This window comes from Aeromonas sp. FDAARGOS 1409, from assembly GCF_019048705.1.
In the GTDB taxonomy this organism is placed as follows: domain Bacteria; phylum Pseudomonadota; class Gammaproteobacteria; order Enterobacterales; family Aeromonadaceae; genus Aeromonas; species Aeromonas sanarellii.
Genome location: NZ_CP077395.1, coordinates 3297152 through 3321146, shown reverse-complemented (window position 1 = coordinate 3321146; position 23995 = coordinate 3297152). Strand labels below are relative to the sequence as shown.

Annotated in this window: 19 protein-coding genes; 8 read left to right on the top strand and 11 right to left on the bottom strand. The window is 63.5% G+C overall.

Annotated features, from left to right (window positions below):
- Window positions 1-46: 46 nt before the first annotated feature.
- Entirely contained in the window at window positions 47-670 is a 624-nt protein-coding gene (gene clpP / locus I6L39_RS15615) for an ATP-dependent Clp endopeptidase proteolytic subunit ClpP (RefSeq protein ID WP_216990164.1), read from the bottom strand.
- An 86-nt stretch (window positions 671-756) separates the two neighbouring features.
- Window positions 757-2067, bottom strand: coding sequence for a trigger factor (tig, locus tag I6L39_RS15610; RefSeq protein ID WP_042075565.1), 1311 nt, complete (start codon window positions 2065-2067; stop codon window positions 757-759).
- A gap of 430 nt (window positions 2068-2497) precedes the next feature.
- On the opposite strand from tig, the gene I6L39_RS15605 reads away from it, so the two are divergent.
- Window positions 2498-2932 (top strand): YccF domain-containing protein, encoded by a 435-nt coding sequence (locus I6L39_RS15605; RefSeq protein ID WP_042075563.1) that lies wholly within the window; start codon window positions 2498-2500, stop codon window positions 2930-2932.
- 71 nt (window positions 2933-3003) lie between these two features.
- The gene (gene yfbR / locus I6L39_RS15600) at window positions 3004-3594 is read left to right on the top strand and encodes a 5'-deoxynucleotidase (RefSeq protein ID WP_042075561.1); all 591 of its coding nucleotides are present in this window, start codon (window positions 3004-3006) and stop codon (window positions 3592-3594) included.
- 76 nt (window positions 3595-3670) lie between these two features.
- Here the strand turns inward: yfbR and lolE are convergent, their stop codons facing one another.
- The 3 genes from lolE to I6L39_RS15585 all read right to left on the bottom strand — a co-directional run bounded on the left by lolE (window position 3671) and on the right by I6L39_RS15585 (window position 6925).
- Window positions 3671-4912 (bottom strand): lipoprotein-releasing ABC transporter permease subunit LolE, encoded by a 1242-nt coding sequence (lolE, locus tag I6L39_RS15595; RefSeq protein WP_216990163.1) that lies wholly within the window; start codon window positions 4910-4912, stop codon window positions 3671-3673.
- Entirely contained in the window at window positions 4912-5610 is a 699-nt protein-coding gene (gene lolD / locus I6L39_RS15590) for a lipoprotein-releasing ABC transporter ATP-binding protein LolD (RefSeq protein WP_209792069.1), read from the bottom strand. The genes lolE and lolD overlap by 1 nt, the downstream gene beginning before the upstream one ends.
- Before the next feature lie 79 nt (window positions 5611-5689).
- On the bottom strand, window positions 5690-6925 hold the full coding sequence (locus tag I6L39_RS15585; RefSeq protein ID WP_216990162.1) for a lipoprotein-releasing ABC transporter permease subunit: 1236 nt from the start codon (window positions 6923-6925) through the stop codon (window positions 5690-5692).
- A 279-nt stretch (window positions 6926-7204) separates the two neighbouring features.
- Between I6L39_RS15585 and I6L39_RS15580 the strand changes: the two genes are divergently transcribed.
- Together I6L39_RS15580 and mfd are read left to right on the top strand one after the other, a co-directional pair.
- On the top strand, window positions 7205-7780 hold the full coding sequence (locus I6L39_RS15580; protein ID WP_216990161.1) for a PilZ domain-containing protein: 576 nt from the start codon (window positions 7205-7207) through the stop codon (window positions 7778-7780).
- 42 nt (window positions 7781-7822) lie between these two features.
- Window positions 7823-11287 (top strand): transcription-repair coupling factor, encoded by a 3465-nt coding sequence (gene mfd / locus I6L39_RS15575; RefSeq protein ID WP_216990160.1) that lies wholly within the window; start codon window positions 7823-7825, stop codon window positions 11285-11287.
- Window positions 11288-11373: 86 nt separating this feature from the next.
- Here the strand turns inward: mfd and fbp are convergent, their stop codons facing one another.
- The gene (fbp, locus tag I6L39_RS15570; protein WP_216990159.1) at window positions 11374-12408 is read right to left on the bottom strand and encodes a class 1 fructose-bisphosphatase; all 1035 of its coding nucleotides are present in this window, start codon (window positions 12406-12408) and stop codon (window positions 11374-11376) included.
- 370 nt (window positions 12409-12778) lie between these two features.
- On the opposite strand from fbp, the gene I6L39_RS15565 reads away from it, so the two are divergent.
- A complete protein-coding gene (locus I6L39_RS15565; RefSeq protein WP_216990158.1) occupies window positions 12779-14395 on the top strand; it encodes a peptide ABC transporter substrate-binding protein in 1617 nt (538 codons plus the stop codon).
- A 66-nt stretch (window positions 14396-14461) separates the two neighbouring features.
- Here the strand turns inward: I6L39_RS15565 and I6L39_RS15560 are convergent, their stop codons facing one another.
- From I6L39_RS15560 to sixA, 3 genes are all read right to left on the bottom strand, one after another.
- The gene (locus I6L39_RS15560; RefSeq protein ID WP_216990157.1) at window positions 14462-15382 is read right to left on the bottom strand and encodes a DMT family transporter; all 921 of its coding nucleotides are present in this window, start codon (window positions 15380-15382) and stop codon (window positions 14462-14464) included.
- 199 nt (window positions 15383-15581) lie between these two features.
- Window positions 15582-15788, bottom strand: coding sequence for a DUF1107 domain-containing protein (locus I6L39_RS15555; RefSeq protein WP_005324080.1), 207 nt, complete (start codon window positions 15786-15788; stop codon window positions 15582-15584).
- Between the two features lie 133 nt (window positions 15789-15921).
- The gene (sixA, locus tag I6L39_RS15550; protein ID WP_216990156.1) at window positions 15922-16389 is read right to left on the bottom strand and encodes a phosphohistidine phosphatase SixA; all 468 of its coding nucleotides are present in this window, start codon (window positions 16387-16389) and stop codon (window positions 15922-15924) included.
- Window positions 16390-16551: 162 nt separating this feature from the next.
- Between sixA and I6L39_RS15545 the strand changes: the two genes are divergently transcribed.
- A complete protein-coding gene (locus I6L39_RS15545) occupies window positions 16552-19326 on the top strand; it encodes an insulinase family protein (protein WP_216990155.1) in 2775 nt (924 codons plus the stop codon).
- Between the two features lie 305 nt (window positions 19327-19631).
- Here the strand turns inward: I6L39_RS15545 and I6L39_RS15540 are convergent, their stop codons facing one another.
- Complete coding sequence (locus I6L39_RS15540) at window positions 19632-20279, bottom strand: thiopurine S-methyltransferase (RefSeq protein WP_042075539.1); 648 nt, start codon at window positions 20277-20279, stop codon at window positions 19632-19634.
- A gap of 164 nt (window positions 20280-20443) precedes the next feature.
- Window positions 20444-21823 (bottom strand): leucine-rich repeat-containing protein kinase family protein, encoded by a 1380-nt coding sequence (locus I6L39_RS15535; RefSeq protein WP_216990154.1) that lies wholly within the window; start codon window positions 21821-21823, stop codon window positions 20444-20446.
- A gap of 341 nt (window positions 21824-22164) precedes the next feature.
- On the opposite strand from I6L39_RS15535, the gene I6L39_RS15530 reads away from it, so the two are divergent.
- Complete coding sequence (locus tag I6L39_RS15530) at window positions 22165-22929, top strand: SDR family oxidoreductase (protein WP_216990153.1); 765 nt, start codon at window positions 22165-22167, stop codon at window positions 22927-22929.
- Window positions 22930-22980: 51 nt separating this feature from the next.
- Window positions 22981-23808, top strand: a complete 828-nt coding sequence (locus tag I6L39_RS15525) for a methylated-DNA--[protein]-cysteine S-methyltransferase (protein WP_216990152.1) — start codon at window positions 22981-22983, stop codon at window positions 23806-23808.
- The last annotated feature ends 187 nt before the right edge of the window (window positions 23809-23995 follow it).

Genomic DNA, 23995 nt, shown 5'->3' with positions numbered 1-23995 from the left:
AGGATGGATCGTCCTGTTGAGTTTACAACAGGACGGGATACCCTGCTCAGCCGCGCTGGCTCAGGATGCCGTCAACCAGACCATAGGCCACGGCCTGCTCCGCCGACATGAAGTTGTCACGGTCGGTGTCGCGCTCGATGGTGGTCATGTCCTGACCGGTATGGAACGCCAGACGATCGTTCAGGGTATTCTTGATTTTCAGGATCTCCTGGGCATGGATCTGGATGTCAGAAGCCTGACCCTGGAAGCCGCCCAGCGGCTGGTGGATCATCACACGGGCATTAGGCAGGCAGAAACGCTTGCCCTTGGCGCCACCGGCCAGCAGGAAGGCCCCCATGGAGCAGGCCTGCCCCATGCAGACGGTGCTGACATCCGGCTTGATGAACTGCATGGTGTCATAGATGGACATACCCGCAGTGACGGCGCCACCCGGCGAGTTGATGTAGATGCTGATGTCCTGATCCGGGTTCTCGGACTCCAGGAACAGCAGCTGGGCCACCACCAGGTTCGCCATGTGGTCCTCGACCTGTCCGGTCAGGAAGATCACCCGCTCCTTGAGCAGACGGGAATAGATGTCGTAGGAACGCTCACCCTTAGCCGTCTGCTCGACCACCATAGGGATGAGCGCATTGCGTGGGGATTCAGTCACATCGTTATAGTTCTTGTACATAAGGCATTGTCCCTAAAATAAAATGGCCCGAGTGGAGATCACACGAGCCATTATACTTAACAGTTTTGACCTTAAGTCAAATGTTCTTAGGCAGCGGCACCGGACTTGTTGATCACTTCGTCGAAGGCCACTTCTTTCTCGGTCACTTGCGCCTTGGACAGGATCAGATCGATGGCTTGATCTTCAATGGCCAGGTTGCGCACGCCGTTCAGCATCTGCTCGTTCTGCTGGTAGTACTCGATCACTTCCTTCGGATCTTCGTAGGCGGTGGCCATGGACTCGATGATGCTAGTCACACGGGCTTCGTCAGCCTTGATCTCGTTGGTACGGATCACGTCGCCCAGCAGCAGGCCAACGCGTACGCGACGCTCGGCCTGGGCCTGGAACAGCTCGGCCGGCAGCTCGGGAGCGTTGCCGCCCTGGAAGCCACCGAAGCGCTGCAGAGCCTGCTGACGCAGGGTGTCGATTTCCTGGGCAACGGCAGCCTTCGGCAGATCGATCTGGTTGGCTTCAACCAGGCCGTTCAGCACCTGCTCTTTCACGCTGTTTTTCAGGGCCTGGGCCAGTTCGCGCTCCATATTCTTGCGCACTTCGGCTTTCAGCTCTTCAACGCTGCCGCTCTCGATGCCGAAACGCTTGACGAACTCTTCGGTCAGCTCGGGCAGGATCTGCTCTTCAACCTTGTGCAGCTTGGAAGCGAACTTGGCAGCCTTGCCCTTCAGGGCTTCGGCGTGGTAGTCGGCCGGGAAAGTCACGTCGATGGTGAACTCGTCGCCCGCTTTCTTGCCCAGAATGGCGTCTTCGAAGCCCGGGATCATGCGACCGGCGCCCAGTTCCAGCGTGAAGCCTTCGGCCTTGCCGCCGTCAAACTCTTCACCGTCGATGGAACCGACGAAGTCCAGGGTCACACGCATGCCGTTGGCGGCAACTGCGTCAGTTTCGGACCAGGTGGCGTGCTGCTTGCGCAGGGTGTCGATCATGTTGGCCAGATCGGTATCCTTGACGGAGGCAACCGGCTTCTCGACCTTGATGCTCTCCAGACCGGCGATCTCGAACTCCGGGTACACTTCGAAGGTAGCGGTGAATTCGAAGTCCTGGCCTTCCTTGATCTCTTTCGGATCCATGGTCGGGGCGCCAGCCGGGCTCAGTTTGTTCTCGATGATGGCCTTGATGAAGTTGTTCTGCATCATTTCATCGGCAACACGGGCGTGAGCCATGGCACCGAACATCTTCTTGATGATGGCAACCGGAGCCTTGCCAGGACGGAAACCGTCGATGCGACGAGTCTTGGCCAGGCCATTCAATTCTTTGCGCACGGCGGCGTCAACGGTAGCGGCCGGTACAGTGATGGTAAGACGGCGTTCCAGACCCTGGGTTGTCTCTACAGAAACTTGCATTCTTTTACCTCGTTCAACTCAGCACTGTGTGCTGACCCTTTATTGCCCCCGGGCGAACCCGGAGTCTTCCTGTTTATAAAGACAACGACTGTCTTTGTGATGAGAAAATATGACGCGACATTATAGCGGCGTGCAGTGGTCGCGTCGAGCCGCACGTCCCCCATCCGGGGCACAGACAGCACAATTTGCGCAAGACTTTCTCCTATATGGGGAAGCCTTGCACCGAGTTCAAGCAATCGATCCGCAATAATTTGCACTGGCTCACTCTTTTTCTCGGCGAACGGGCCATTTTCATCGCTATCCTGTCCCAATCGACCGCCAAAATGGCGTGTTGCGACCCAAATTGTCCACCTTCTCGCCTGTGCCATTGCGTCCCCCGGCAGGGCTCGCTATGGTGACAACCAATTAACGTGCTGTTGGAGTCACCCACATGTCCTTTTTCCGCTTCTTGTTCAATCTGCTCTGGTTCGTACTGGGAGGCGTCTTCATGGGGCTGGCCTGGTGGCTGGCAGGGCTGCTCTGCTTCGTGTCGCTCATCGGGATCCCCTGGGGGCGCGCCTGCTTCGTCATCGGCACCTTCACCTTCTTCCCGTTTGGCAAGCAGGCGGTAAGCCGCAAGGCCATGACGGGCCAGAGCGACATCGGCACCGGCGCGCTCGGGATGATCGGCAACATCCTCTGGTTCGTGCTGATCGGTGTCTGGCTCGCCATCGGCCACATCGCCTCGGCGCTGGCCTGTTTCGTCACCATCGTCGGCATCCCGTTCGGCATCCAGCATCTCAAGCTGGCGCTCATCAGCCTGGCCCCCATCGGCCAGATGATAGTGACCAACCATGAGGCGGAGTCGGGCCGCTATATTCGCTGAGGGCGATGCCTGGAACCGAAAAAAAGGGCAGACTAGGGTCTGCCCTTTTCATTTCCCAGTTCGAGGCCCCCATGCTCCCCAGCCACTTCTTCGCCAACCTCTCCCGCATGCGGCTCATCTACCGCTGGCCGCTGATGCGCAACATCCAGCCCGAGAACATCGCCGAGCACAGCCTGCAGGTGGCCATGGTGGCCCATGCCCTCGGCGTCATCGGCAACCGGCTGTTCGGCGGCCATGTCGATGCCGATCGCGCCGCCGTCATGGCCCTCTATCACGACGGCAGCGAGGTGCTGACCGGGGATCTGCCCACCCCGGTCAAGTATTTCAACCCCGAGATAGCGCGTGAATACAAGAAGATCGAGCTCGCGGCCGAGCAGCGCCTGCTTGGGATGCTGCCACCCGAGCTGGTGGAGGATTTTCGCCCCCTGCTCGACTCGGCAGCCCAGGATGACGACCTCGCCCGGCTGGTGAAGGACGCCGACACCCTCTGCGCCTACACCAAGTGCCTGGAGGAGTTGAGCGTCGGCAACCGGGAGTTCGAGCCGGCGCGCAAGCGCCTCGAACAGATGCTGACCGAGCGGATGAACCCGCCCATGCGCTACTTTATCGATGTCTTTGTGCCGAGCTTCTCGCTTCCCCTGGACGAGCTGAACGCCCACTGACCCCCCACCAATACGAAGGGCCCGTCGGCAATGCCGGCGGGCCCTTCTTTATTTTGACACCGTGGTGGTGTCCGGATCAGTGTCCCAGCTCCCGGGACGGCACCAGGCCGCTCGCCCGCCAGGCGGGGTAGAGGGTCGCCACCAGGCTCATCAGGATGGCCGCACCTGTCACTATCCCCACGTCCTGCATGTGCAGCTCGGTGGGCAGGAAGTCGATGAAGTAGATGTCCGGATTGAGGAAACGGTGGCCGATCACCCCTTCGATGGCGCCCAGGATCTGGGTCAGCTTGCTGGAGAGCAGGCCGCCGAGCAGGGCGCCCAGGAGGGCACCCGCCACCCCGTTCACCATGCCCTGGATGACGAAGGTGAGCCGGATCTGGCCGGGGCTCGCCCCCATGGTCTTGAGGATGGCGATTTCGCTGCGCTTCTCGTTCACCGCCATCACCAGGGTGGAGACGATGTTGAAACAGGCCACCGCCACCACCATCAGCATCACCACGTACATCACGGTGCGCACCATCTGGATGTCCTGATAGAGATAGCCCTGGCGGCTCATCCAGCTGCTGATGTAGACGTAGTGCGGGAATTTCTGGGCCGCCGCCACCGTGATGGACTGCGCCTTGAGCACGTCGCTCACCTTGAGGCTGAAGCCCTCCACGGCGCGGCCCATGCCGGTGATGGCCTGGGCGTCGGCCAGATGCATGAAACCGAGCAGGCCGTCGAGCTGGCCGCCGATCTCGAGCAGGCCCACCACCTTGAGCACCTCCCGCTTCGGGTTCTTGATGCCGGTGGCATCGCCCCCCTGGGGCAGCAGCAGGGCGACCGAGTCCCCTATCTTGACCCCCAGCTTGTCGGCGATGGTCTTGCCGAGGATGAGGCCGTGCTCGCCCGCCTGCAGTTCGCGAAAGCCTCGCCCCGTCATGTAGTTGCCCGCATCGGACAGATTGGCCTCGAGCTCGGGCAGCACGGCACGCACCTGCACCCCCTTGATGGCCGAGCCGTGCTCCAGCAGGCCGTCCAGGCGAATGACGGGGGCAGCCGCCTCGATCCCCGGCTGGGCCAGCAGGTAATCTCTGAGCCTCGGCCAGTCCGGCAGCGGCGCCTCCATGCCGATGAGCTCGCCGTGGGGCACCACGGAGAGCACCCGGTTCTTGAGCTCCCGCTCGAAGCCGTTCATGGCGGAGAGCCCCAGGATCAGCGCCATCACCCCGAGGGCGATGCCGATGAGGGAGGAGGCCGAGATAAAGGCGATGAAACCGTTGCGACGGCGGGAGCGGCTGTAACGCAGGCCCAGGAAGAGGGGCAGCGGCTTGAACATCAGGCGACCTCCGCCATGATGCCGCTCACCAGGGTCACCCGCCGGTGCAGCTTGGCGGCCAGGCTCAAGTCATGGGTGACCACCACGAACGCCGTGCCGAGCTCGCGGTTGAGCTCGCACAGAAGCTCGTAGACGGCGGTGGCGCTGGCGTGGTCCAGGTTGCCGGTGGGCTCGTCCGCCAGCACCAGGCTGGGTTCGTTGACCAGAGCCCGGGCGATGGCCACCCGCTGGCGCTCGCCGCCGGAGAGCTCGGAAGGACGGTGGTGGAGGCGATGGGAGAGCCCCACCCGTCCCAGCATCCTGCTCGCCTTCTCGGTGGCGACCGCCACCGACTCACCCGCGATCAGCAGCGGCATGGCGGCATTTTCCAGCGCGCTGAACTCGGAGAGCAGGTGGTGGAACTGATAGACGAAGCCCAGCTCCTGGTTGCGGAATCTGGCCTGGGTACGGCTGTCCCAGCCATGGATGTCCTGCCCCTTGAACAGCACGGCGCCGCTGGAGGGGTTGTCCAGCGCCCCCATCAGGTGCAGCAGGGTAGTCTTGCCCGAGCCCGAGCTCCCCACCACCGCCAGCATTTCGCCGGGGGCGACACAGAGATCGATCCCCTTGAGCACCTGGGTCTCCAGATTGCCCTCTTTGTAGACATGGTTGAGGGCCTGGCAGCGCAGCAGCGGCTCACGGGACTGGGGTTGATTCATACAGGGGACTCCACATATACCAGTCACGACGCCGGCACTCGCACCTGGGGTCGCAACAGAAGATGAATGATTCACGGCACTATTCATAACGCAGTGCCTCGGCCGGTTTTACCCGGGCCGCACGGGCCGCCGGATAGAGGGTGGCACTGAAGCTGAGCAGCACGGCCCCCAGCAGGATGGTCACCACCTGGGCCGGTTCGACGATGACCGGCAGACCGGCCCCGCCGGCCGCCATATAGAGGTTGAGCCCCAGCCCATCGAGCAGGGGGTTGAGACCGAGACAGAGCGCCAGCCCAGCAAGGCCGCCCACCAGGGCGCCGATGACGCCGCTCGACGCCCCCAGCACCATGAAGATCTTGACGATGCCGGACTCGCTCATGCCCATGGTGCGCAGTATGGCCACCTCCCCTTCCTTGTCCGTCACCACCATCACCAGGGCGGAGAGGATGTTGAAGGTGGCGACCGCGATGATGAGCACCAGCATCAGCCCCATCATGCGCTTCTCCATGGCCACCGCCTGGAACAGCTCGCCGCGCTCGCGGCGCCAGTCCTGCCACTCCAGCCCGTCCGGCAGGGCGGTCTTGATCACCTCGTCGGCGGCGAAGGGATCGTCGAGCCAGAGGCGAATGCCGCCCACCTGGTCCGCAGGCAGGCGCAGCATGCGCTGGGCATCCCCCAGGGCGATGAGCGCCACCTGGCTGTCCACGTCCGCACCGACCCCGAAGATGCCGGAGACGGTGAAGAGGCGCTGGGCCGGGACTCGGCCAAAGGGGGTAAAACGGGTGCCTTCGGTCAGGATGAGGCGCACCTGGTCGCCAATGGAGACCTTGAGCCGGTTGGCCACCCCCTGCCCCAGTACGATGTGGTATTCACCGCGCTGCAGGCTGTCCAGGCGCCCCCCCAGCATCTGGGTGTGCAGGATGTCATCCTTGGGCCAGCGGGCCGGATCGATGCCCTGCACGCTGACGCCGGTGAGCTGGCCCGGACTTTGCAACATGCCTTCGCTGTCGAGCATGGGTGCCGTGGCCACCACGTGGGGCAGCCCGGCCAGATCGGGCAGGCCCTCTGGCTCGGCCGCCATGCGCCCGGCCTGGTTGGTCACCACCACATGGGGGATCACCCCGAGGATCCGCCCCTTGAGCTGTCCCTCGAATCCGTTCATGACCGAGATGACCACCATGAGGGCGGCGACCCCGATGGCGATGCCAAAGGTGGAGAACAGGGAGATAAAGGAGACGAAGCGGTTACTGCGTCGCGAGCCTGCGTAACGCAGGCCGATGGCCAGCGAGAGTGGCTGAAAAAGTCCGGTCTTCAAGGATATCTACGTTGCCAACAAAATAAGATGCCGGATAATAGGGTCTGTTGACGCTTCAACGCAAGCCGCGTCGCTGCGGCAAGTGGCGCCGGATCCGGTGCAGGACGCAGGCGGTGGCCGCTCCCTCACCGGGTTTTGCAACCCTCCCTGGCGCCATGATCCGCGCCTTTTGCCAGGGACGGGCCCCGTGACGGTCCGCTCGGGCACGCCAGCCCCGCGTCGCGATGAAACGCCAACGGCCCCTACCGCGACATCGTTAAGACAACAAGGGATAGCCCCATGCAGGAACAGTTCTTCAGCGTCACCCATGCCATGCCGGTCAATGTGATCCCCATGCCGGCCGACTTCCACCTGCCGACGCTGGAGGCCCTGGAGGCCGAGTTGCCCGAGCCCTTTCGCATCGCCTCCGCCATCACCTCCATTGACCTGGTCAGCAGCCGCCTGATCCGCAACCAGAACGAACCCATGCACGATCTGGTGGAGATCATCAACCAGCAGTCCCGCAAGATCGACATGATCATGGGCTATGTGCTGGCGGCGCAGGATCATCCCGAGCATCGCTTCCATACCCTGCGCTTCGGTGCCGGCCAGCTCACCTACCTGCATCCGCGCCAGGGCCACGGGGAACCGCCGGCACTGCACCAGATAGTGCGGCTCAAGATCTTCCTGCGGGAGGAGGCCTCCGCCGTCTACTGCTATGGCGAGGTCAAGCAGCGGGAGCCCGGGGAGCACGGCACCCACGTGGTGCTCGACTACGTGCGGATCCGCGAGGATGACCGGGAGCTGCTGGTGCGCGCCAGCCTCCACGTGCAGTCAAAACAGCTCAAGCTGCGTGCCCAGGAGCGCCAGCGCTAACCCGTCCACGCCAACAAACACGCCAACGCCAGAAAGAATCCCATGATGCCAATGACACTCCCCGCCTTGCCCGCCAAGGCGGGCCAGAAGTTAACGTTCGGCCAGCTGATCGGCAGCAGCCTGGCACTGGTCGCCGCCCGCCTCACCCGGGAGGCTCGCCGCCCCGTCCTGCTGGTGACCGCAGATACCCCGAGCGCCCTGCGCCTCGAACAGGAACTCGGCTTCCTGCTGGCCGATCAGGATTGCCCCGTGCTGCTGTTCCCGGACTGGGAGACCCTGCCCTACGACAGCTTCTCCCCCCATCAGGACATCATCTCCCAGCGGCTCGAGACCCTCTACAGGCTGCCGCAGATGAGCCACGGCGTGCTCATCGTACCCATCTCCACCCTGATGCTGCGCACGGCCCCCCAGGCCTACCTCGACAAGTACAGCCTGATGGTGACCAGCGGCCAGCGCCTCAACCTGCAGCAGCTGCGGGGGCGCCTCGCCGAGGCGGGCTATGTGGCGGTGGAGCAGGTACTGGAGCACGGCGAGTTCGCCGCCCGCGGCTCCCTGCTGGATCTCTTCCCCATGGGGAGCAGCCGCCCCTATCGCATCGACTTCTTCGACGACGAGGTGGACAGCATCCGCCCCTTCGACCCCGAGAGCCAGCGCTCCAGCGAGCCGGTCAAGTCGGTGAGCCTGCTGCCCGCCCGGGAGTTTCCCACCGACGAGGGGGCCATCGAGCTGTTTCGCGGCCAGTATCGGGAGCAGTTCGAGATCTCCCGTGCCGAGGGCTCCGTCTATCAGGAGGTGAGCAAGGGGCGCTGGCCCGCCGGCATCGAGTACTACCTGCCGCTCTTCTTCCAGCAGACCGCCAGCCTGTTCGACTATCTGCCAGGCAACACCCTGCTGCTCACCGTGGGGGAGATCTACCCCGCGGCCCAGCGCTTCTGGAACGACATCGGCCAGCGCTATGAAGACAGGCGCTGGGACAACACCCGTCCCCTGCTGCCGCCCCAGCACATCTACCTGCCGGTGGAGCAGCTCTTCGCCGCCCTCGGCGACTATGGTGCCGTACGCCTGCAGGAGGCGGCCGGTGACGGCGGCGCGGGCCAGCACGATCTGCCCCTCGCCCCCCTGCCCGACCTGCAGCTCGATCACAGCAAGGAGCAGCCCCTGCTGGCCCTCAGCCAGTTCCTGCAAGACTTTGCCGGACGCACCCTGTTTGCGGTGGAGTCCGAGGGGCGCCGCGAAGGGCTCGGGGATCTGCTCGCGCGGATCAACCTGCAACCCCGGGAGTTTGCCTCCCTCGATGCCTTCCTCGGGAGCGAGGCGCGCCACGGGCTCCTGGTTTGCCCCCTGGAGCGGGGCTTCCTGTTGCAGGAGCCGGGGCAGGAGGCGCTCGCCCTCATCACCGAAACCGAGCTGCTGGGCGGCAAGATCCGCAGCAAACGGCAGCGGGACAAGAGCAAGAACCTGAGCTCGGATGCGGTGATCCGAAACCTGGGCGAGCTGACCCAGGGCCAGCCTGTGGTGCATCTCGATCACGGGGTCGGCCGCTATCTGGGGCTGGAAACCATAGACGCCGGCGGCCTGCCCACCGAGTTCCTCACCCTGGAATACGCCGGCGGCGACAAGTTGTTCGTGCCGGTCACCAGTTTGCACCTTATCAGCCGCTACACAGGTTCCGACAACCCGCCCAGCCACAAGCTCGGCGGCGAGGCCTGGGTCAAGGCGCGGCGCAAGGCGGCCGAGAAGGTGCGCGACGTGGCGGCCGAGCTGCTCGACGTCTATGCCCACCGCGCGGCGCGCGCCGGCTTTGCCTTCAAGCACGACCGCGAGGCCTACCGCCAGTTTGCCGCCGGTTTCCCGTTCGAGGAGACCGAGGATCAGCTGGGCGCCATCAACGCCGTGCTCGGCGACATGTGCCAGGCCAAGAGCATGGACCGCCTGGTATGCGGCGACGTGGGCTTCGGCAAGACGGAGGTGGCGATGCGGGCGGCCTTCGTGGCGGTGCACGGCGGCAAGCAGGTGGCCGTGCTGGTGCCCACCACATTGCTCGCCCAGCAGCACTACGACAACTTCCGCGATCGCTTCGCGAACTGGCCGGTGCGGGTCGAGGTACTGAGCCGCTTCCGCTCCGCCAAGGAGCAGACCGGCGTCTTGAAAGAGCTGGCCGATGGCAAGGTGGACATCATTATCGGCACCCACAAGCTGCTCGGCTCGGAGCTCACCTTCAAGGATCTCGGCCTGCTCATCGTCGACGAGGAGCATCGCTTCGGGGTGCGCCAGAAGGAGAAGATCAAGGCGCTGCGGGCCGACGTGGACATCCTCACCCTCACCGCCACCCCCATTCCGCGCACCCTCAACATGGCGATGTCCGGCATGCGGGATCTCTCCATCATCGCCACCCCGCCCGCCAAGCGGCTCGCCATCAAGACCTTCGTGCGCCAGCACGAGCCGGCGGTGGTGCGCGAGGCGGTGCTGCGGGAATTGAAGCGCGGCGGTCAGGTCTACTACCTGCACAACGATGTGGAGAGCATCGAGAAGTGCGCCGCCGATCTGGCGGAGCTGGTGCCGGAGGCGCGCATCGGCATCGCCCACGGCCAGATGCGCGAGCGAGACCTCGAGCGCATCATGTCGGACTTCTACCACCAGCGCTTCAACCTGCTGGTCTGTACCACCATCATAGAGACCGGCATCGACGTGCCGAGCGCCAACACCATCATCATGGACAGGGCGGATCACCTGGGATTGGCCCAGCTGCACCAGCTGCGGGGCCGGGTCGGTCGCTCCCACCACCAGGCCTATGCCTACCTGCTCACCCCCCATCCCAAGCTGATGACCAAGGATGCGGCCAAGCGGCTGGAGGCCATCGCGTCGCTGGAAGATCTCGGCGCCGGTTTTGCGCTGGCGACCCACGATCTGGAGATCCGCGGCGCCGGCGAGCTGCTCGGCGACGATCAGAGCGGCCAGATCGAATCGGTGGGCTTCACCCTCTACATGGAGATGCTGGAGCAGGCGGTGGAGGCGCTGAAACATGGCAAGGAGCCGTCCCTGGAGCAGCTCATGAGCCAGCACACCGAGGTGGAGCTGCGCCTGCCCGCCCTCTTGCCGGACGACTACATCCCGGACGTCAACATGCGCCTCTCCATGTACAAGCGCATCGCCAGCGCCGCCGACGAGCAGGAGCTGCGCGAACTCAAGGTGGAGCTCATCGATCGCTTCGGCCTCTTGCCGGAACCGACCAAGACCCTCATGGAGCTGGCCGCCTTCCGCCAGCGCGCCACGGCGCTGGGCATTCGCCGGGTGGAGATGAGCGAGCGCGGCGGCTATCTCGACTTCACGCAAGAAACCAGGGTCAATCCGGCCTATCTGGTCAAGCTGCTCTCGGAGCAGCCACGCATCTACAAGATGGACGGACCGACCCGGCTGCGCTTCCAGGTGCCGACCCAGGAGCGGGCCATGAGGCTCAAGCTGGTGGACGGGCTGCTGGCGGATCTCGCCAGTCACGCCAGCCACTGAGGTGACGGTGATGGAGCGGCGAGCCGCTCGCCCAAATAAAACGGGAGCCCTGAAGGCTCCCGTTTTTTATCCCGTGACGCTGGCCGTCACACCTGATTGGCCGGATCCTCGTGGGCGGAGAACTCCCGCATGAAGGCCTCGGCCCGCTCGACCATCTTGGTGGACCCCACGAAATAGGGGGTGCGCTGGTGCAGGGCGGTGGGCTGGATATCCATGATGCGGCCGAAGCCGTCTGAGGCCTTGCCACCGGCCTGCTCCACCAGGAACGCCATGGGGTTGCACTCGTAGAGCAGGCGCAGCTTGCCGTTCGGCGAGTTGGTGCCGGACGGATAGATGTAGATGCCGCCCTTGAGCAGGTTGCGGTGGAAATCGGAGACCAGGGAGCCGATGTAACGGGAGGTATAGGGTCTGTGGGTCGCCTCGTCCCGCTCCTGACAATATTTGAGGTACTTCTTCACCCCGTCCGGGAACTTGATGTAGTTGCCCTCGTTGATGGAGTAGATCTTGCCCTCCTCCGGGATGCGGATGTTCTCGTGGGAGAGGCAGAAGCAGCCGATGGAGGGGTCGTAGGTGAAGCCGTTGACGCCAAAGCCGGTGGTGTAGACCAGCATGGTGGAGGAGCCGTAGACCACGTAACCCGCCGCGACCTGACGGTGGCCCGGCTGCAGGAAGTCCTCCAGGGTGACCCCGGAGCCCGGCTTGCTGACCCGGCGATAGATGGAGAAGATGGTCCCGACCGAGACGTTGACGTCGATGTTGGAGGAGCCGTCGAGGGGGTCGATCAATACCACATACTTGGAGTGGCGGGAGAGCTCGGAATCGAAGGAGACGAAATCCTCCTCCTCCTCGGACGCCATGCCGCACACTTCGCCACGGGCTTCCAGCGCCGCCTTGAAGCGCTCGTTGGCGTAAACGTCCAGCTTCTGCTGCACCTCGCCCTGCACGTTTTCAGCGCCCATGGAGCCGATGATGTCCGCCAGCCCCGCCTTGTTGATCTCCCGGTTCACCACCTTGGCGGCCAGGCGGATGGAGCTGAGCAGCGAGGTCAGCTCGCCGGTCGCGGTGGGATAATCCGCCTGCTTTTTGACGATGAACTCGCCCATGGTGATCATGTTTCGCATTCTTGTTCCTTTAAGATCGTTTCCGTTGGCCGTTGAAAACGTTTGCAAGTGTCGGCAAAAAAAATGCCGATCCCCGGCAGCGTTGTTTTGTAACCTAATGTAACGCCTGTTTTTTGTTTTTGCAGCGAATTAAGGCGGCGCATAAATCGCCAGAAAGCCCGCCATGGCTGGAACATTCGCCGAAAAAACCGGGTTCATTCGACCTCCATGGTCATGTTAATTCGTGACAAGAATGCACCTGGTCGTCGTCTCTCCATCTCCCCCCCATACAGTCCCCTCCCGGCTCCGCCTGTTGGGAGGCTCTTGAGATCTCCCCCTCAATCCCGCACACTGGCCAGGCTTTGGAAGCAAAAAAACATAAGGATATTCAATGAAAAGGACTCTCATTGCCGGCGCGGTTGCCGCCCTGCTCGCCCTCCCCTCCCTGGCCGCCCAGGTGCCTGAAGGCACCCAGCTGCTGCCCAGTGCCCAGCAAGTCTTCGTGCGCAACATCGGCACAGAGCCTGCCTCCATCGATCCCCAGATGGTGGAAGAGAGCGCGGGCAGCGACGTCGTCAACGATCTGTTCGAGGGGCTCTACACCCTGGATGGCAACGGCAAGCTGCAGGCGGCCGGCGCCCTTGGCTACGAGCTCGACGCCACGGGCACCGTCTACACCTTCAAGCTCAGACCCGATGCCAAATGGTCCAACGGCGAGCCGGTGACGGCGGCAGACTACGTCTATGGCTGGCAGCGGGCGGCGGATCCCAAGAACGCCTCCAACTACGCCTGGTTCATCGAGCTGACCGGTGTCACCAACGCCAGCGAGGTGGTGCAGGGCAAGGCCAAACCCGATGCCCTGGGGATCAAGGCGCTCGATGATCACACCCTGCAGATCACCCTGAAAAACCCGGTCCCCTTCTTCCTGAAGACCCTCTCCCACTACACCACCTTCCCGGCGCCCAGGGCGACCATAGAGAAGTTTGGTCATGAGTGGGTCAAGCCCGGCAACATCGTCTCCAATGGCGCCTTCGCCCTCAAGGAGTGGACCCCGAACGAGCGCCTCATCGCCGAGCGCAACCCCCACTACTGGGACAACCAGCACACAGTGCTGAACAAGGTGGTCTATCTCGAGATCGTCTCCGATACCGCGGCCTACAACCGCTATCGTGCGAGCGAGCTGCACTACACCACCTATCCCCTGGAGCAGTATCAGCAGATCAAGCGCCAGAGCCCGGACGAGCTGGTCAGCGCCCCCCTGCTCGCCACCTACTACTACGTCTTCAACACCCAGCGCAAACCCTTCGACGACGTCAGGGTACGCAAGGCGCTCTCCCTGGCCATCGACAGGGACACCATCACGGAGAAGATCCTGGGACAGGGTCAGCTCTCGGCCTTCAGCCTGACCCCGCCGAGCGTGGACGGCTTCGAGCTCAAGCGCCCGGCCAGCGAGCTGATGAGCAAGGAGGAGCGCATCAAGCAGGCCAAGGCGCTGCTCGGCGAGGCCGGATACGGCCCGGACAAGCCACTTGAGGTGGACATCCTCTACAACACCAACGAGGGGCACAAGAAGATAGCGCTGGCCATCTCCTCCATGTGGAAGCACAACCTGGGGGTCAAGGCGGAGCTCAACAACATGGAGTGGAAGACCATGGTGTCGGCCCTGAACGAAGGGGATTTCGGGGTGAGCCGCTACTCCTGGAACGGGGACTACAACGATGCCTCCACCTTCCTCGACATCATGACCTCCAGCAGCAGCGCCAACAGCGGCAAGTGGTTCAATAAGGAGTACGACGCCCTGCTGGCCAAGGCCCATGACGCCAAGGATCCGGCCGAGCGCAACCGGCTCTATCAGCAGGCGGAAGTGCTGATCGACGAGGAGGCCCCCATCGCCCCCGTCTACTTCTACGTGAAATCCCGGCTGCTCAAGCCCAACGTCAAGGGCTACCCCTATCAGAATCCGCAAGACCTGGTCTATGCCAAGGATCTCTATCTGACGGCGCAGTGACGCTGGGCACCGAACCAAAAAGACCGCCTCGAGGGCGGTCTTTTTTTATCCTACTTCTTTTTTATCCTACTTCTCCTGACAACCCGCCATCGCCAGCCGGGCCCGCCTTCGCACCCTCACGGGCCTGACCAGCAACTGGGCCAGCAGGACCCCCAGCAGGGTCATGCCGCCGCCGATGAGGTGATAGCTGGTGAGCCGCTCCCCGAGCCAGCTGATGGCGAGCGCGGCCGTCATCACCGGCAGCAGGTTCATGAAGATGGCGGTGCGGCTCGCCCCGAGCAGGGCGATGCCCTGCATCCAGAGCCAGGGGGAGAGGGCCGAGGTCGGGATCCCCGCATAGAGGATGAGCCAGAGGGCGCTGCCAGCCGGCCAGTGCCCGTCCACCAGCAGATAGAAGGGTGTGAGGAACAAGAGGCTGCACAGCACCTGACCGTAGAGCATGGACCAGTTGTCCAGACCCAGATCCCAGCGTTTGAGCAGCACGCTGTAGAGCGCATAGGTGGCCGCCGAGAGCAACATGTAGACGGAGCCGATATGAATGCCCTGGGTCAGCAGCCGGGCCGGATCCCCCTGCCCCAGCAGGATGCCCAGCCCGAAGAGGGAGATGACGCCCCCGAGCAGGGCGCCCCAGGTGGGCCGTTCGCGCAGCAGCCAGATGCTGAGCAGCACCGTCATCAGCGGGGTCAGCCCCATCATCAGCCCGATCTCGGTGGCCCCCAGGGTCTGGGCCGCGTAATAGCCGAAGGTCTGGTTCAGCACCATGCCGAGCAGGGCTAGCACCGCCAGCTGGTAGAAACCGGCCCGCAACCTGGCACGATCCCGCCAGGCCCGATGGGCCAGAAACGGGGTCAGCACCAGGGCCGCCACCATCCAGCGCGACCAGGCCAGGGCCGCCGGCGAGAGCACGCCCACCGCCAGCTTGCTGACGATGCCGTTGCCGGCCCAGATGGCCATGCAGGAGAAGGGAAACAGGAAGGCGGTGTGCATCGCGATATCCAGAGAAAGGGGGCGGGTATTTCGCGGGAGTATAGAGAGGCAAACGGGATAAGCAAGCGCTCTGATGCAGGGGCGACGATGTTGCGTCAGCCTGGATGAAGGCGGCCCTCCCGGCCTTCCCCAGGGCCATCAAGCATCATGCCCGCACTGGGGCGGGCATGATGGGGGAAGAGGGTCAACCCTGGGTGCCTCAGGCGGCATCCATATGAAGCCTCGAAATCAGCTCGTTGACCTCGAGCACCGTCTGGCGATGGGGAATGTCGGCCTGCAGCGGCATCATCAGCAAACCCGACTGGAAGTCGAAGCGCCCCCTGCCGTGGATATAAATGCGCCCCTTGAAGAAGGTTTTGACATGTTTCGCCACCATCAGTGGCAGGTACTTCTTGAATACTCTCATCGTTTGCAACCTCTTGCAGTTGTATCCGTATGACAGCAGCTTCTGCGAAATAATTCCGTTAAATTTATATAAAAAACCGGAAAAATCGCCTATCTCTTCCCCAAAAAACCAATCTGTAACTTTTTATTAACTTTTACCGTATTGTATGCGGTCCTTCCAGCCAGAGCAAGGCCCCTTTGCCATCTTGCCACTCGATGCAGGCCAGGCCGGAGGTGGCGAACATGGGGGCGCCCGCAGCCGGACAGAGGCTCTGCACCAGATACCCCACCAGAGGCAGGTGGCTGACCATGAGAATGTTGTCGTGCTCCGCCGCCAGCGCGGTGAGGTAGCTCGCCACGAAGGCCGGATCGCCATAGGGGGTGATCTCGCCACTCTCCTCGATCTTGAGGGCCTCGGGCAGCTCGGGGGCGATGGCCTGCCAGGTCTGTCTGGCACGCAGGTAGTTGCTGTGGATCACCAGGCTCAGGGAGCCGGTCAGCTGGGGAGCCAGCCAGCATGCCATGTGGATGGACTCTTCGATGCCTTGTTCGGTCAGTGGACGCTGTTCATCAGTCTTTGCGTTCATGCCAGCCTGGCCATGACGCATGATGTAGATTTTCATTACAACCTCGCCCAGGGGGCCTGTTTAAATAGCCGGGGGATCTTACCCCGCCATGCCGGGGGAAACAATTGCGCTACCTCTCAGAAAAGGGTTTGCCTCGTGAGATAGCGAGGTCGATAATCATGTTTAAATTCAAATAAATTCACCGCGAGTCACGCCCCAATGAGCCCATATGCCAGTCCCAACGACCATCGGCGGTATCACTATCTGGAGCTGGCGAACCGGCTCAGGGTCCTGTTGATCTGCGATCCACAGACCGACAAATCGGCCGCCTCCCTGGCCGTCAACACCGGCCATTTCGACGACCCCGTCGATCGCCAGGGCATGGCCCATTTCCTTGAGCATATGCTGTTCCTCGGTACTCATACTTATCCCAAACCCGGCGAATATCAGCAGTTCATGAGCCGCCACGGGGGCAGCAACAACGCCTGGACCGGGACTGAGTTCACCAACTTCTTCTTCGACATCGACAACGGCTTCTTCGAGGCGGGGCTTCATCGTTTCTCCCAGTTCTTCATCTGCCCCACCTTCGCCCCCGAGTGGGTCGACAAGGAGCGCAACGCGGTCGACTCCGAATATCGCCTCAAGCTGCAGGACGACGTGCGCCGCAGCTATCAGGTGCACAAGGAGACGGTCAACCCGGCCCACCCCTTCGCCAAGTTCTCGGTCGGCAATCTGGACACCCTGGCGGATCTGCCGGGGCGGGATCTGCGCTCCGACCTCATTGCGTTCTACGAGACCCACTACAGCGCGGATCGCATGGCGCTGGTGATGCTCTCGCCGGCCTCCATCGATACCCAGCTGGCCTGGTGTGATCGCTTCTTCAGCGCCATCCCGGATCGCCGCCTGGGCCCGCCGGCCCTGTCGGTGCCCCTCTACCGGCTCGATGATCTCGGCATCCGCATCCAGATCAAACCGGTCAAGGAGACCCGCAAGCTGGCCCTGACCTTCCCGCTGCCGAGCGTGGATGCCCTCTACGACAAGAAGCCCCTCACCTTCCTGAGCCACCTTATCGGCTACGAAGGGGAAGGCAGCCTGCTCTCCCTGCTCAAGAGCAGGGGCTGGGTCAACCAGCTCGCCGCCGGCGGCGGCATCAGTGGCGCCAACTTCAAGGACTTTGGCGTGAGCTTCGGCCTCACCCCCCTCGGGCTTGACCATGTGGACGAGATCATCGCCGCCCTGTTCGGCTATCTGAAACTCATCGAGCGGGATGGGGTGCAGGCCTGGCGCTATGACGAGAAACGCAACGTGCTGGAGTCCGCGTTTCGCTTCCAGGAGCGGGGCCGGGCGCTGGATACCGTCTCAGGGCTGGTGCTCAACCTGTTCAGCTATGCCCCGGACGATCTGCTCCACGGCGACTACATGATGCGCGAGTTCGACGAGCCGCTGATCCGGCGCTTCCTCGCCAAGCTGACCCCCCACAACCTGAGGGTGACCATCCAGGCCCCCGAGGTGAGCACGGATCGCCTGGCCCGCTGGTATCAGACCCCCTACGGCGTGGCCACTATCACGGAGGCGGAGAAGATCCGCTGGCAACAGAGCCAGCCCGATCCCGCCCTGCATCTGCCGGCGCCCAACCCCTTCATCAGCAGCCGCCTCGACGCCCGCCTGCCGGCACTGACCGCCGACATGCCCGCCTGCCTCATCGACAGGCCAGGGTTCCGCCTCTGGCACCTGCACGAGCACCTGTTTGGGGTGCCCAAGGGCAGCCTCTATATCTCCATCGACAGCGAACATGCGGTCAAAAGCCCGCGTCACATCGCCATGGCCAGGCTTGCGGTGGAGCTGCTCACCGACCACCTCAACGCCCTCACCTACCCGGCCGAGCTCGCCGGGCTCGGGTACCAGATTTATGCCCATCAGGGAGGCTTTACCATCAACCTGAGCGGCTTTGCCGACAAGCAGCCGCTGCTGCTCGACATGATCCTCGGCAACCGCACCCTGGGGTATCCGGATCCGGCGCGCTTCAGCGAGATCAAGGAGCAGCTCATCCGCAACTGGGAGAACCAGTCCAAGACCCGCCCTATCTCCCAGCTGTTCAACCAGCTCACCAGTTTGCTGCAACCCAACAACCCACCGTTCGAGCAACTGCTGCGCCACCTGCGCACCATCGAACTTGGCGAGATGCCCGACTTCGTCTCCCGGCTCTTCGCCGAGGTGCACATCGAGACCCTGGTGCACGGCGACTGGACGGCGGCCGAGGCCCTCGAACTCGCGTCCCTGCTGGAGCGCCACCTAGGTCCCAGCAGTCAGCCCAGCGCCGAGACCCGCCGCCCCCTCATCTCCATCCAGGACAGGGGCACCCTCATTCGCGAGCAGGGCTGCGAGCACGAAGACTCAGCGCTCCTGGTCTACTACCAGTCCCGCACCACCCGGGCACGGGATCTCGCCTGCTTCACCCTGGCCAACCACATCATGTCCTCCACCTTCTTCCACGAGCTGCGCACCCGCCAGCAGCTCGGTTACGTGGTGGGGGCCGGCAACCTGCCCCTCAACCGCCACCCGGGCCTCATCTTCTATATCCAGTCCCCCGTGGCAGGGCCGCAGATCCTGCTGGACGCGGTGGAAGAGTTCATCGATCTCTTCCCGCTCGCCATGCTGGAGTTCACCGAGCAGCAGTGGCAGGACAGCAAGGCAGGCCTGCAGGCCCAGCTCAGCGAGCGGGACGCCAACCTGCGCAGCCGCGGCCAGCGGCTCTGGGTCAGCATCGGCAACAAGGATCTGGGCTTCGATCAGCGGGAGCGGGTGCGCGAGGAGGTGGGGCAGCTCAGTCGCGCCGACCTGGTGCGCTTTATCACCCAGCTGAGATCGAGAACGTCGGATCGGCTGATCCTCTGCAGCTATGGCCTGGGCCACGAGCACGACGAGCGGATCACTGGCCAGTTCATCGACGACCCCAGGGCGTTTCGGCTCAATGCCGCCACCTTCGAGACCTGATCCCGCCTCGCCCCTCCCCCGACTCTCACTCGCCGGCAATAAAAAGCCGACCCCTGGGGGTCGGCTGGAAAAACCATAAAACAATTGCGACAGAGCCGCCAAAAGTGAACATGAGCGTGAAAATCAGACACTGGGTTGATGGTCGGCCTGAGGGTTCAAACCAGAGCCCATCAGTCGGCACCAGCAGTGATTGAGAAACAGCCTCATCTTAGGCATTCCCCCGATTTACCACGTTGATCTATGTCAAAGGAGGTAACAAAGGGGAAGGCACCTGTCGCTTTGTCAGGCGGGATCACAGTTTTGCCTCACCCCCTGCGGATCAGGCGATAGGCCACCTCATCGAAATAGGAGAGCTGCCCCGAGAGCACTCTGGGGTGATCCAGCTCCGCCGCCCGGCCCAGCACCTCCACGCCAAAGTCACGCTCGAACAGGGTACGCACCTCCATCTCCCCCACCGAGAACGGCGGTTGTTGCTGCTGCTCGGGTTGATACTCGAGGGTCACCAGCAGGATCTGTCCCCCCGCCTCCACCATGCGGCTCATCAGGGTCGCATACTGGCGGCGCATGGCCGTCGGCAGGGCGATGAGAGCGGCCCTGTCATAGACCAGCCGATAACGTCGGCCCAGCTCGGGGGCGGCGAAAAAATCCCCCTGGTAGATGCGCAGATCCTCGTGCCGGTGGCACTGATAGGGGCCCACCTCGCTTGTCTCTGCACTCAGCTTGTTCTCGCCGAAAAACTGGGTAATGGCGAGCCCGGAGAGCTCGAAGCCATCCACCGGATGACCCTGCTCGCGCAGCCAGAGCATGTCGCGGGACTTGCCGCACAGGGGCACCAGCACGGGTTCGTCCCCCTGCTGGGCAGACCACCAGGATTGCAGCCAGCGGTTGAAGTCTGCCTGATGAAAGCCAATCCGGTTCTCTTTCCACTTCTGATGCCAAAACGCCGCTTCCATCCTCATCCTCCCGTCATCTGCAATGATGCATCACTATCACAACTTCACCGAGGCGGTGCAAGCCCCGCTCCGTCCGTCCCCACCCTTTTTGCAAGACAAGCCGTGACCTGACTGGATAGGCCCCAGCCCCGTAGCCTTGAGAGGGATGGTTCCCGGCCGGAGGGTCATACCACCACCGGCTCGGCCACAAGCCGGGCCAGCGCTGCGTCGAGCCGCTCGGCAATGTGGGCAAAGGTGGGGCGTCGGGACGGCGCCTCGCAGAGGCACTCCCCGACCAGCTCGCCGAGCCCCGCCAGCACTTCGTGCTTGTCGGTGCTGCGCGCCAGCAGCTCCTCCAGCAGGCAGCCGAAGGCCCTCACCTCCAGGCGCTCCAGCCGCCCGGCCAGCGCCTCATCGGCTCGGTCGTAACAGGAGGCTGCGCCAAAGTCGCCGAGCAGCATCCGGCTCTGTGCTTGTTCTTGCCCCTTTCCTTGCTCTTTGCCTTGCACAGAGTGCAATAGGTTATGGGCATAGAGATCGCCGTGCAGTATGCCCCGCCCGTGCAGATGCCGTGCGGCGCTCACCACGCCCTGCGCCAGGCTGAGCAGCGCGGCGGGTGTGAAGCGCACCCCGGCCGGATAGACATCCCGGGTGCAGGAATCCAGGCTGGGCGGCCCCGCCAGGTTGACATAATCCGGGGGGATCAGCGCCATCACCAGCGCCGGGATGCCGGAGGGGTGATCCCCCACCCTGCCCACCACGCCGACCAGGTTGGGGTGGTAGCCGGCGGCGAGCGACACCGCCAGCTCGCAGCGGGGCAGACCGTCGCTGGTCACGGCCCCCTTGAAGAGCTTGACCGCCACCGCCTGCGTCCCCTCCTCCCCATCCAGCCCGGCACGATGGATCACGCCGGACGCCCCCTGCCCCAGCAATTCCCCCACCTTCAATGCAGCCCACGGGATATCGGCCACCGAGGCGCACTGCCCCAGCCGACGCTCCAGCCTGTCGCTGAAGGGGTTGCCCGCGTAGGCGAGCCAGCTGAGGCGCGGTAGCGCCAGCAGCCAGTCGGGGAAAACCTCGAGCCGGTTGGCGGCGATGCGCAACAGCTCGAGCCGGTGGCAGTTGGCCAGGCTTGCCGGCAGCTCGCGCAGGCGGTTGCCCGAGAGCATCAGCTTTTGCAGGGCGTTGCACTGGCCCAGCTCGTCCGGCAGCGACTCAATCTCGTTGTCGGTCAGAATAAGCCAGCGCAGTTTGGTGGGCAGTGATGTCGGGGAGACCACTTCAATCCGGTTGGCCTTGAAGCCCACCATGGTGAGCGCGGGGCAGCGCCCCAGCACCTCGGGCAACTCGGTGAAGCGGTTCTCGGAGCAGAAGAGAATGCGCAGTTTCTTGCATTCGGCCAAACCGTCCGGCAACTCGCTCAGTTGGTTGCCGGTGAGATCCAGCACCTCCAGCGTCTCCTTGAGGCTCAGGATCTCGGGCGGGAAAACCGTGAGTCCTTCAGCGAGTTTCAGGTGGCGGGCGCCGCAGAGTTTACCTGCACGAAGCTGTTCCAGGGTATGCATGACATCGTCTCAATCAGGGTGGCCGGCTCGCGGCCAACGGCGCCGCCGGTGGTTGGCCCGGCAGTCAAACCTGCAGTCAAAAAAAGAGGGGGCATTATAGAGAATGACGGCCGAAGATCCCCTGTTTTGTTGCCGCAGGGGCCGCCATCAGCGCGCAGCAAAGCGACGCGAGGGCAAAGAGAGCAAGATCCGGGTCGTGCCAGCGAGGGCCGGTTGCCATAGTGGGGCCTGAGCGGGGTCAAACCCAAGTGGGTTCGAACCTATTGAGAGCCGAATCCATTGGGGTTCCAACCCACTACCAACCCTGTGCGCCCGCACAACACTCCAGCGAGGAAACTGCCATGCCACAACTGTCCAACAAGGTCGCCATCATCACCGGCGCCAGCTCCGGCATCGGTCGCGCCAGCGCCATCCTGTTTGCTCGGGAGGGGGCCAGCGTCGTGCTGGGGGCACGGCGCCAGCCCGAGCTGGATGCGCTGGTGGAGGAGATCAGGGGATTCGGGGGCCAGGCGGTGAGCCTTTCGGGGGATGTGAAAAGCGAAGCTTACGCCAGCGCCCTGGTGGAGCTGGCCGTGGGGCGTTTCGGCGGGCTCGACGTTGCCTTCAACAACGCCGGCACCACGGGGACACCGGGCAGCGTGCTGGCGCTTGAACTGGCGCAGTGGCAGGAGACCCTGGATACCAACCTCACCAGCGCCTTTGTGGGAGCCAAGTACCAGATCCCCGCCATGCAGGCGCGCGGCGGCGGCTCCCTTATCTTTACCTCCACCTTCGTCGGCCATACCCTGGGGCTGCCCGGCATGGCGGCCTATGCCGCGAGCAAGGCGGGCCTCATCGGCCTGACCCAGGTGCTGGCCGCCGAATATGGGGCACAAGGGGTGCGGGTCAACGCCCTGCTGCCGGGGGGCACCGACACCCCCATGGGACGGGCCTTTACCGATACGCCACAGAGTCTCGCCTTTGTGCAGCATATGCATGCCCTCAAGCGCCTGGCCCAACCGGAGGAGATCGCCCGCTCGGCCCTTTATCTCGCGTCCAATGCATCCAGCTTTACCACCGGCATTGCCCTGCTGGCCGATGGTGGGGTATCTATTTGTCGCACATGACCTTGTCGCCCCCAAGATCCTGCGACCGCAACCTTATTGTGAGAGCGCTTTATGTCCGATTACGCCCGCATCAGTGATGCCATTGCCTTTATTGCAAGCCAGGTGGCGCGCCAGCCCACCCTGGACGAGATAGCGGCGCACGTTCACTTAAGCCCCTTTCACTTCCAGCGGCTGTTCAGCCGCTGGGCCGGAGTGACACCCAAACGCTATCTGCAGGTGCTGACCCTGGAGCGGGCCAAGGCGCTGCTGCAGGAGTCGTGCCCGCTGCTGGAGGTGGCCGATACCCTGGGCCTGAGCAGCGGCTCGCGGCTCTACGATCACTTCGTGCAGCTCGAGGCCGTGACGCCGGGCGAGTACAAGCAGCGCGGGGCCGGGCTGGTTATCGATCACGGGGTGCACGACACCCCCTTCGGCCAGGCGTTCGTCGCCCTGACCCCGCGGGGGGTGTGCAACTTCTCGTTTCTCGATGACCAGGCCCCACAAACGCCGCTGAGTGCCCTCGCCCAGCGTTGGCCTGAGGCAGAACTGCGAGAAGCGCCATCACGCACCCAGGGGGTCATCCACACCATGTTCGATGGCAGCAAGGCGCCGGATCGCCCCCTCTCCTTGCACGTGAGCGGCACCAACTTTCAGATCAGCGTCTGGCGGGCGCTGCTCGCGATCCCGCCCGCCAAGGTGGTGAGCTACGCCCAGGTGGCGAGCGCCGTCGGCAACCCCAAGGCCGCCCGCGCCGTAGGATTGGCGGTGGGCGCCAACCCTGTCGCCTTGATGATCCCCTGCCACAGAGTCATCCAGCAAAACGGCAAACTCGGCGGCTATCACTGGGGCGAGACCCGCAAGCAGGCGATACATGCCTGGGAGGCGGCAAGGTATGAGTGAACTCCTTGCCCTTTATGCGCTGCTTGCTATGGGGAAATCGAGCCTGCCTAGCCGCGAATCGATATACCATCAGATATAGCCGGACAGTCGCCCGGCGATATCAAGAGGGAAGCATGGTCGTATTCGGACATCCGTGTTCCGCGAACACAAAGATGTTGAAAACAAAGTCAATGCAGTACGGCTGACC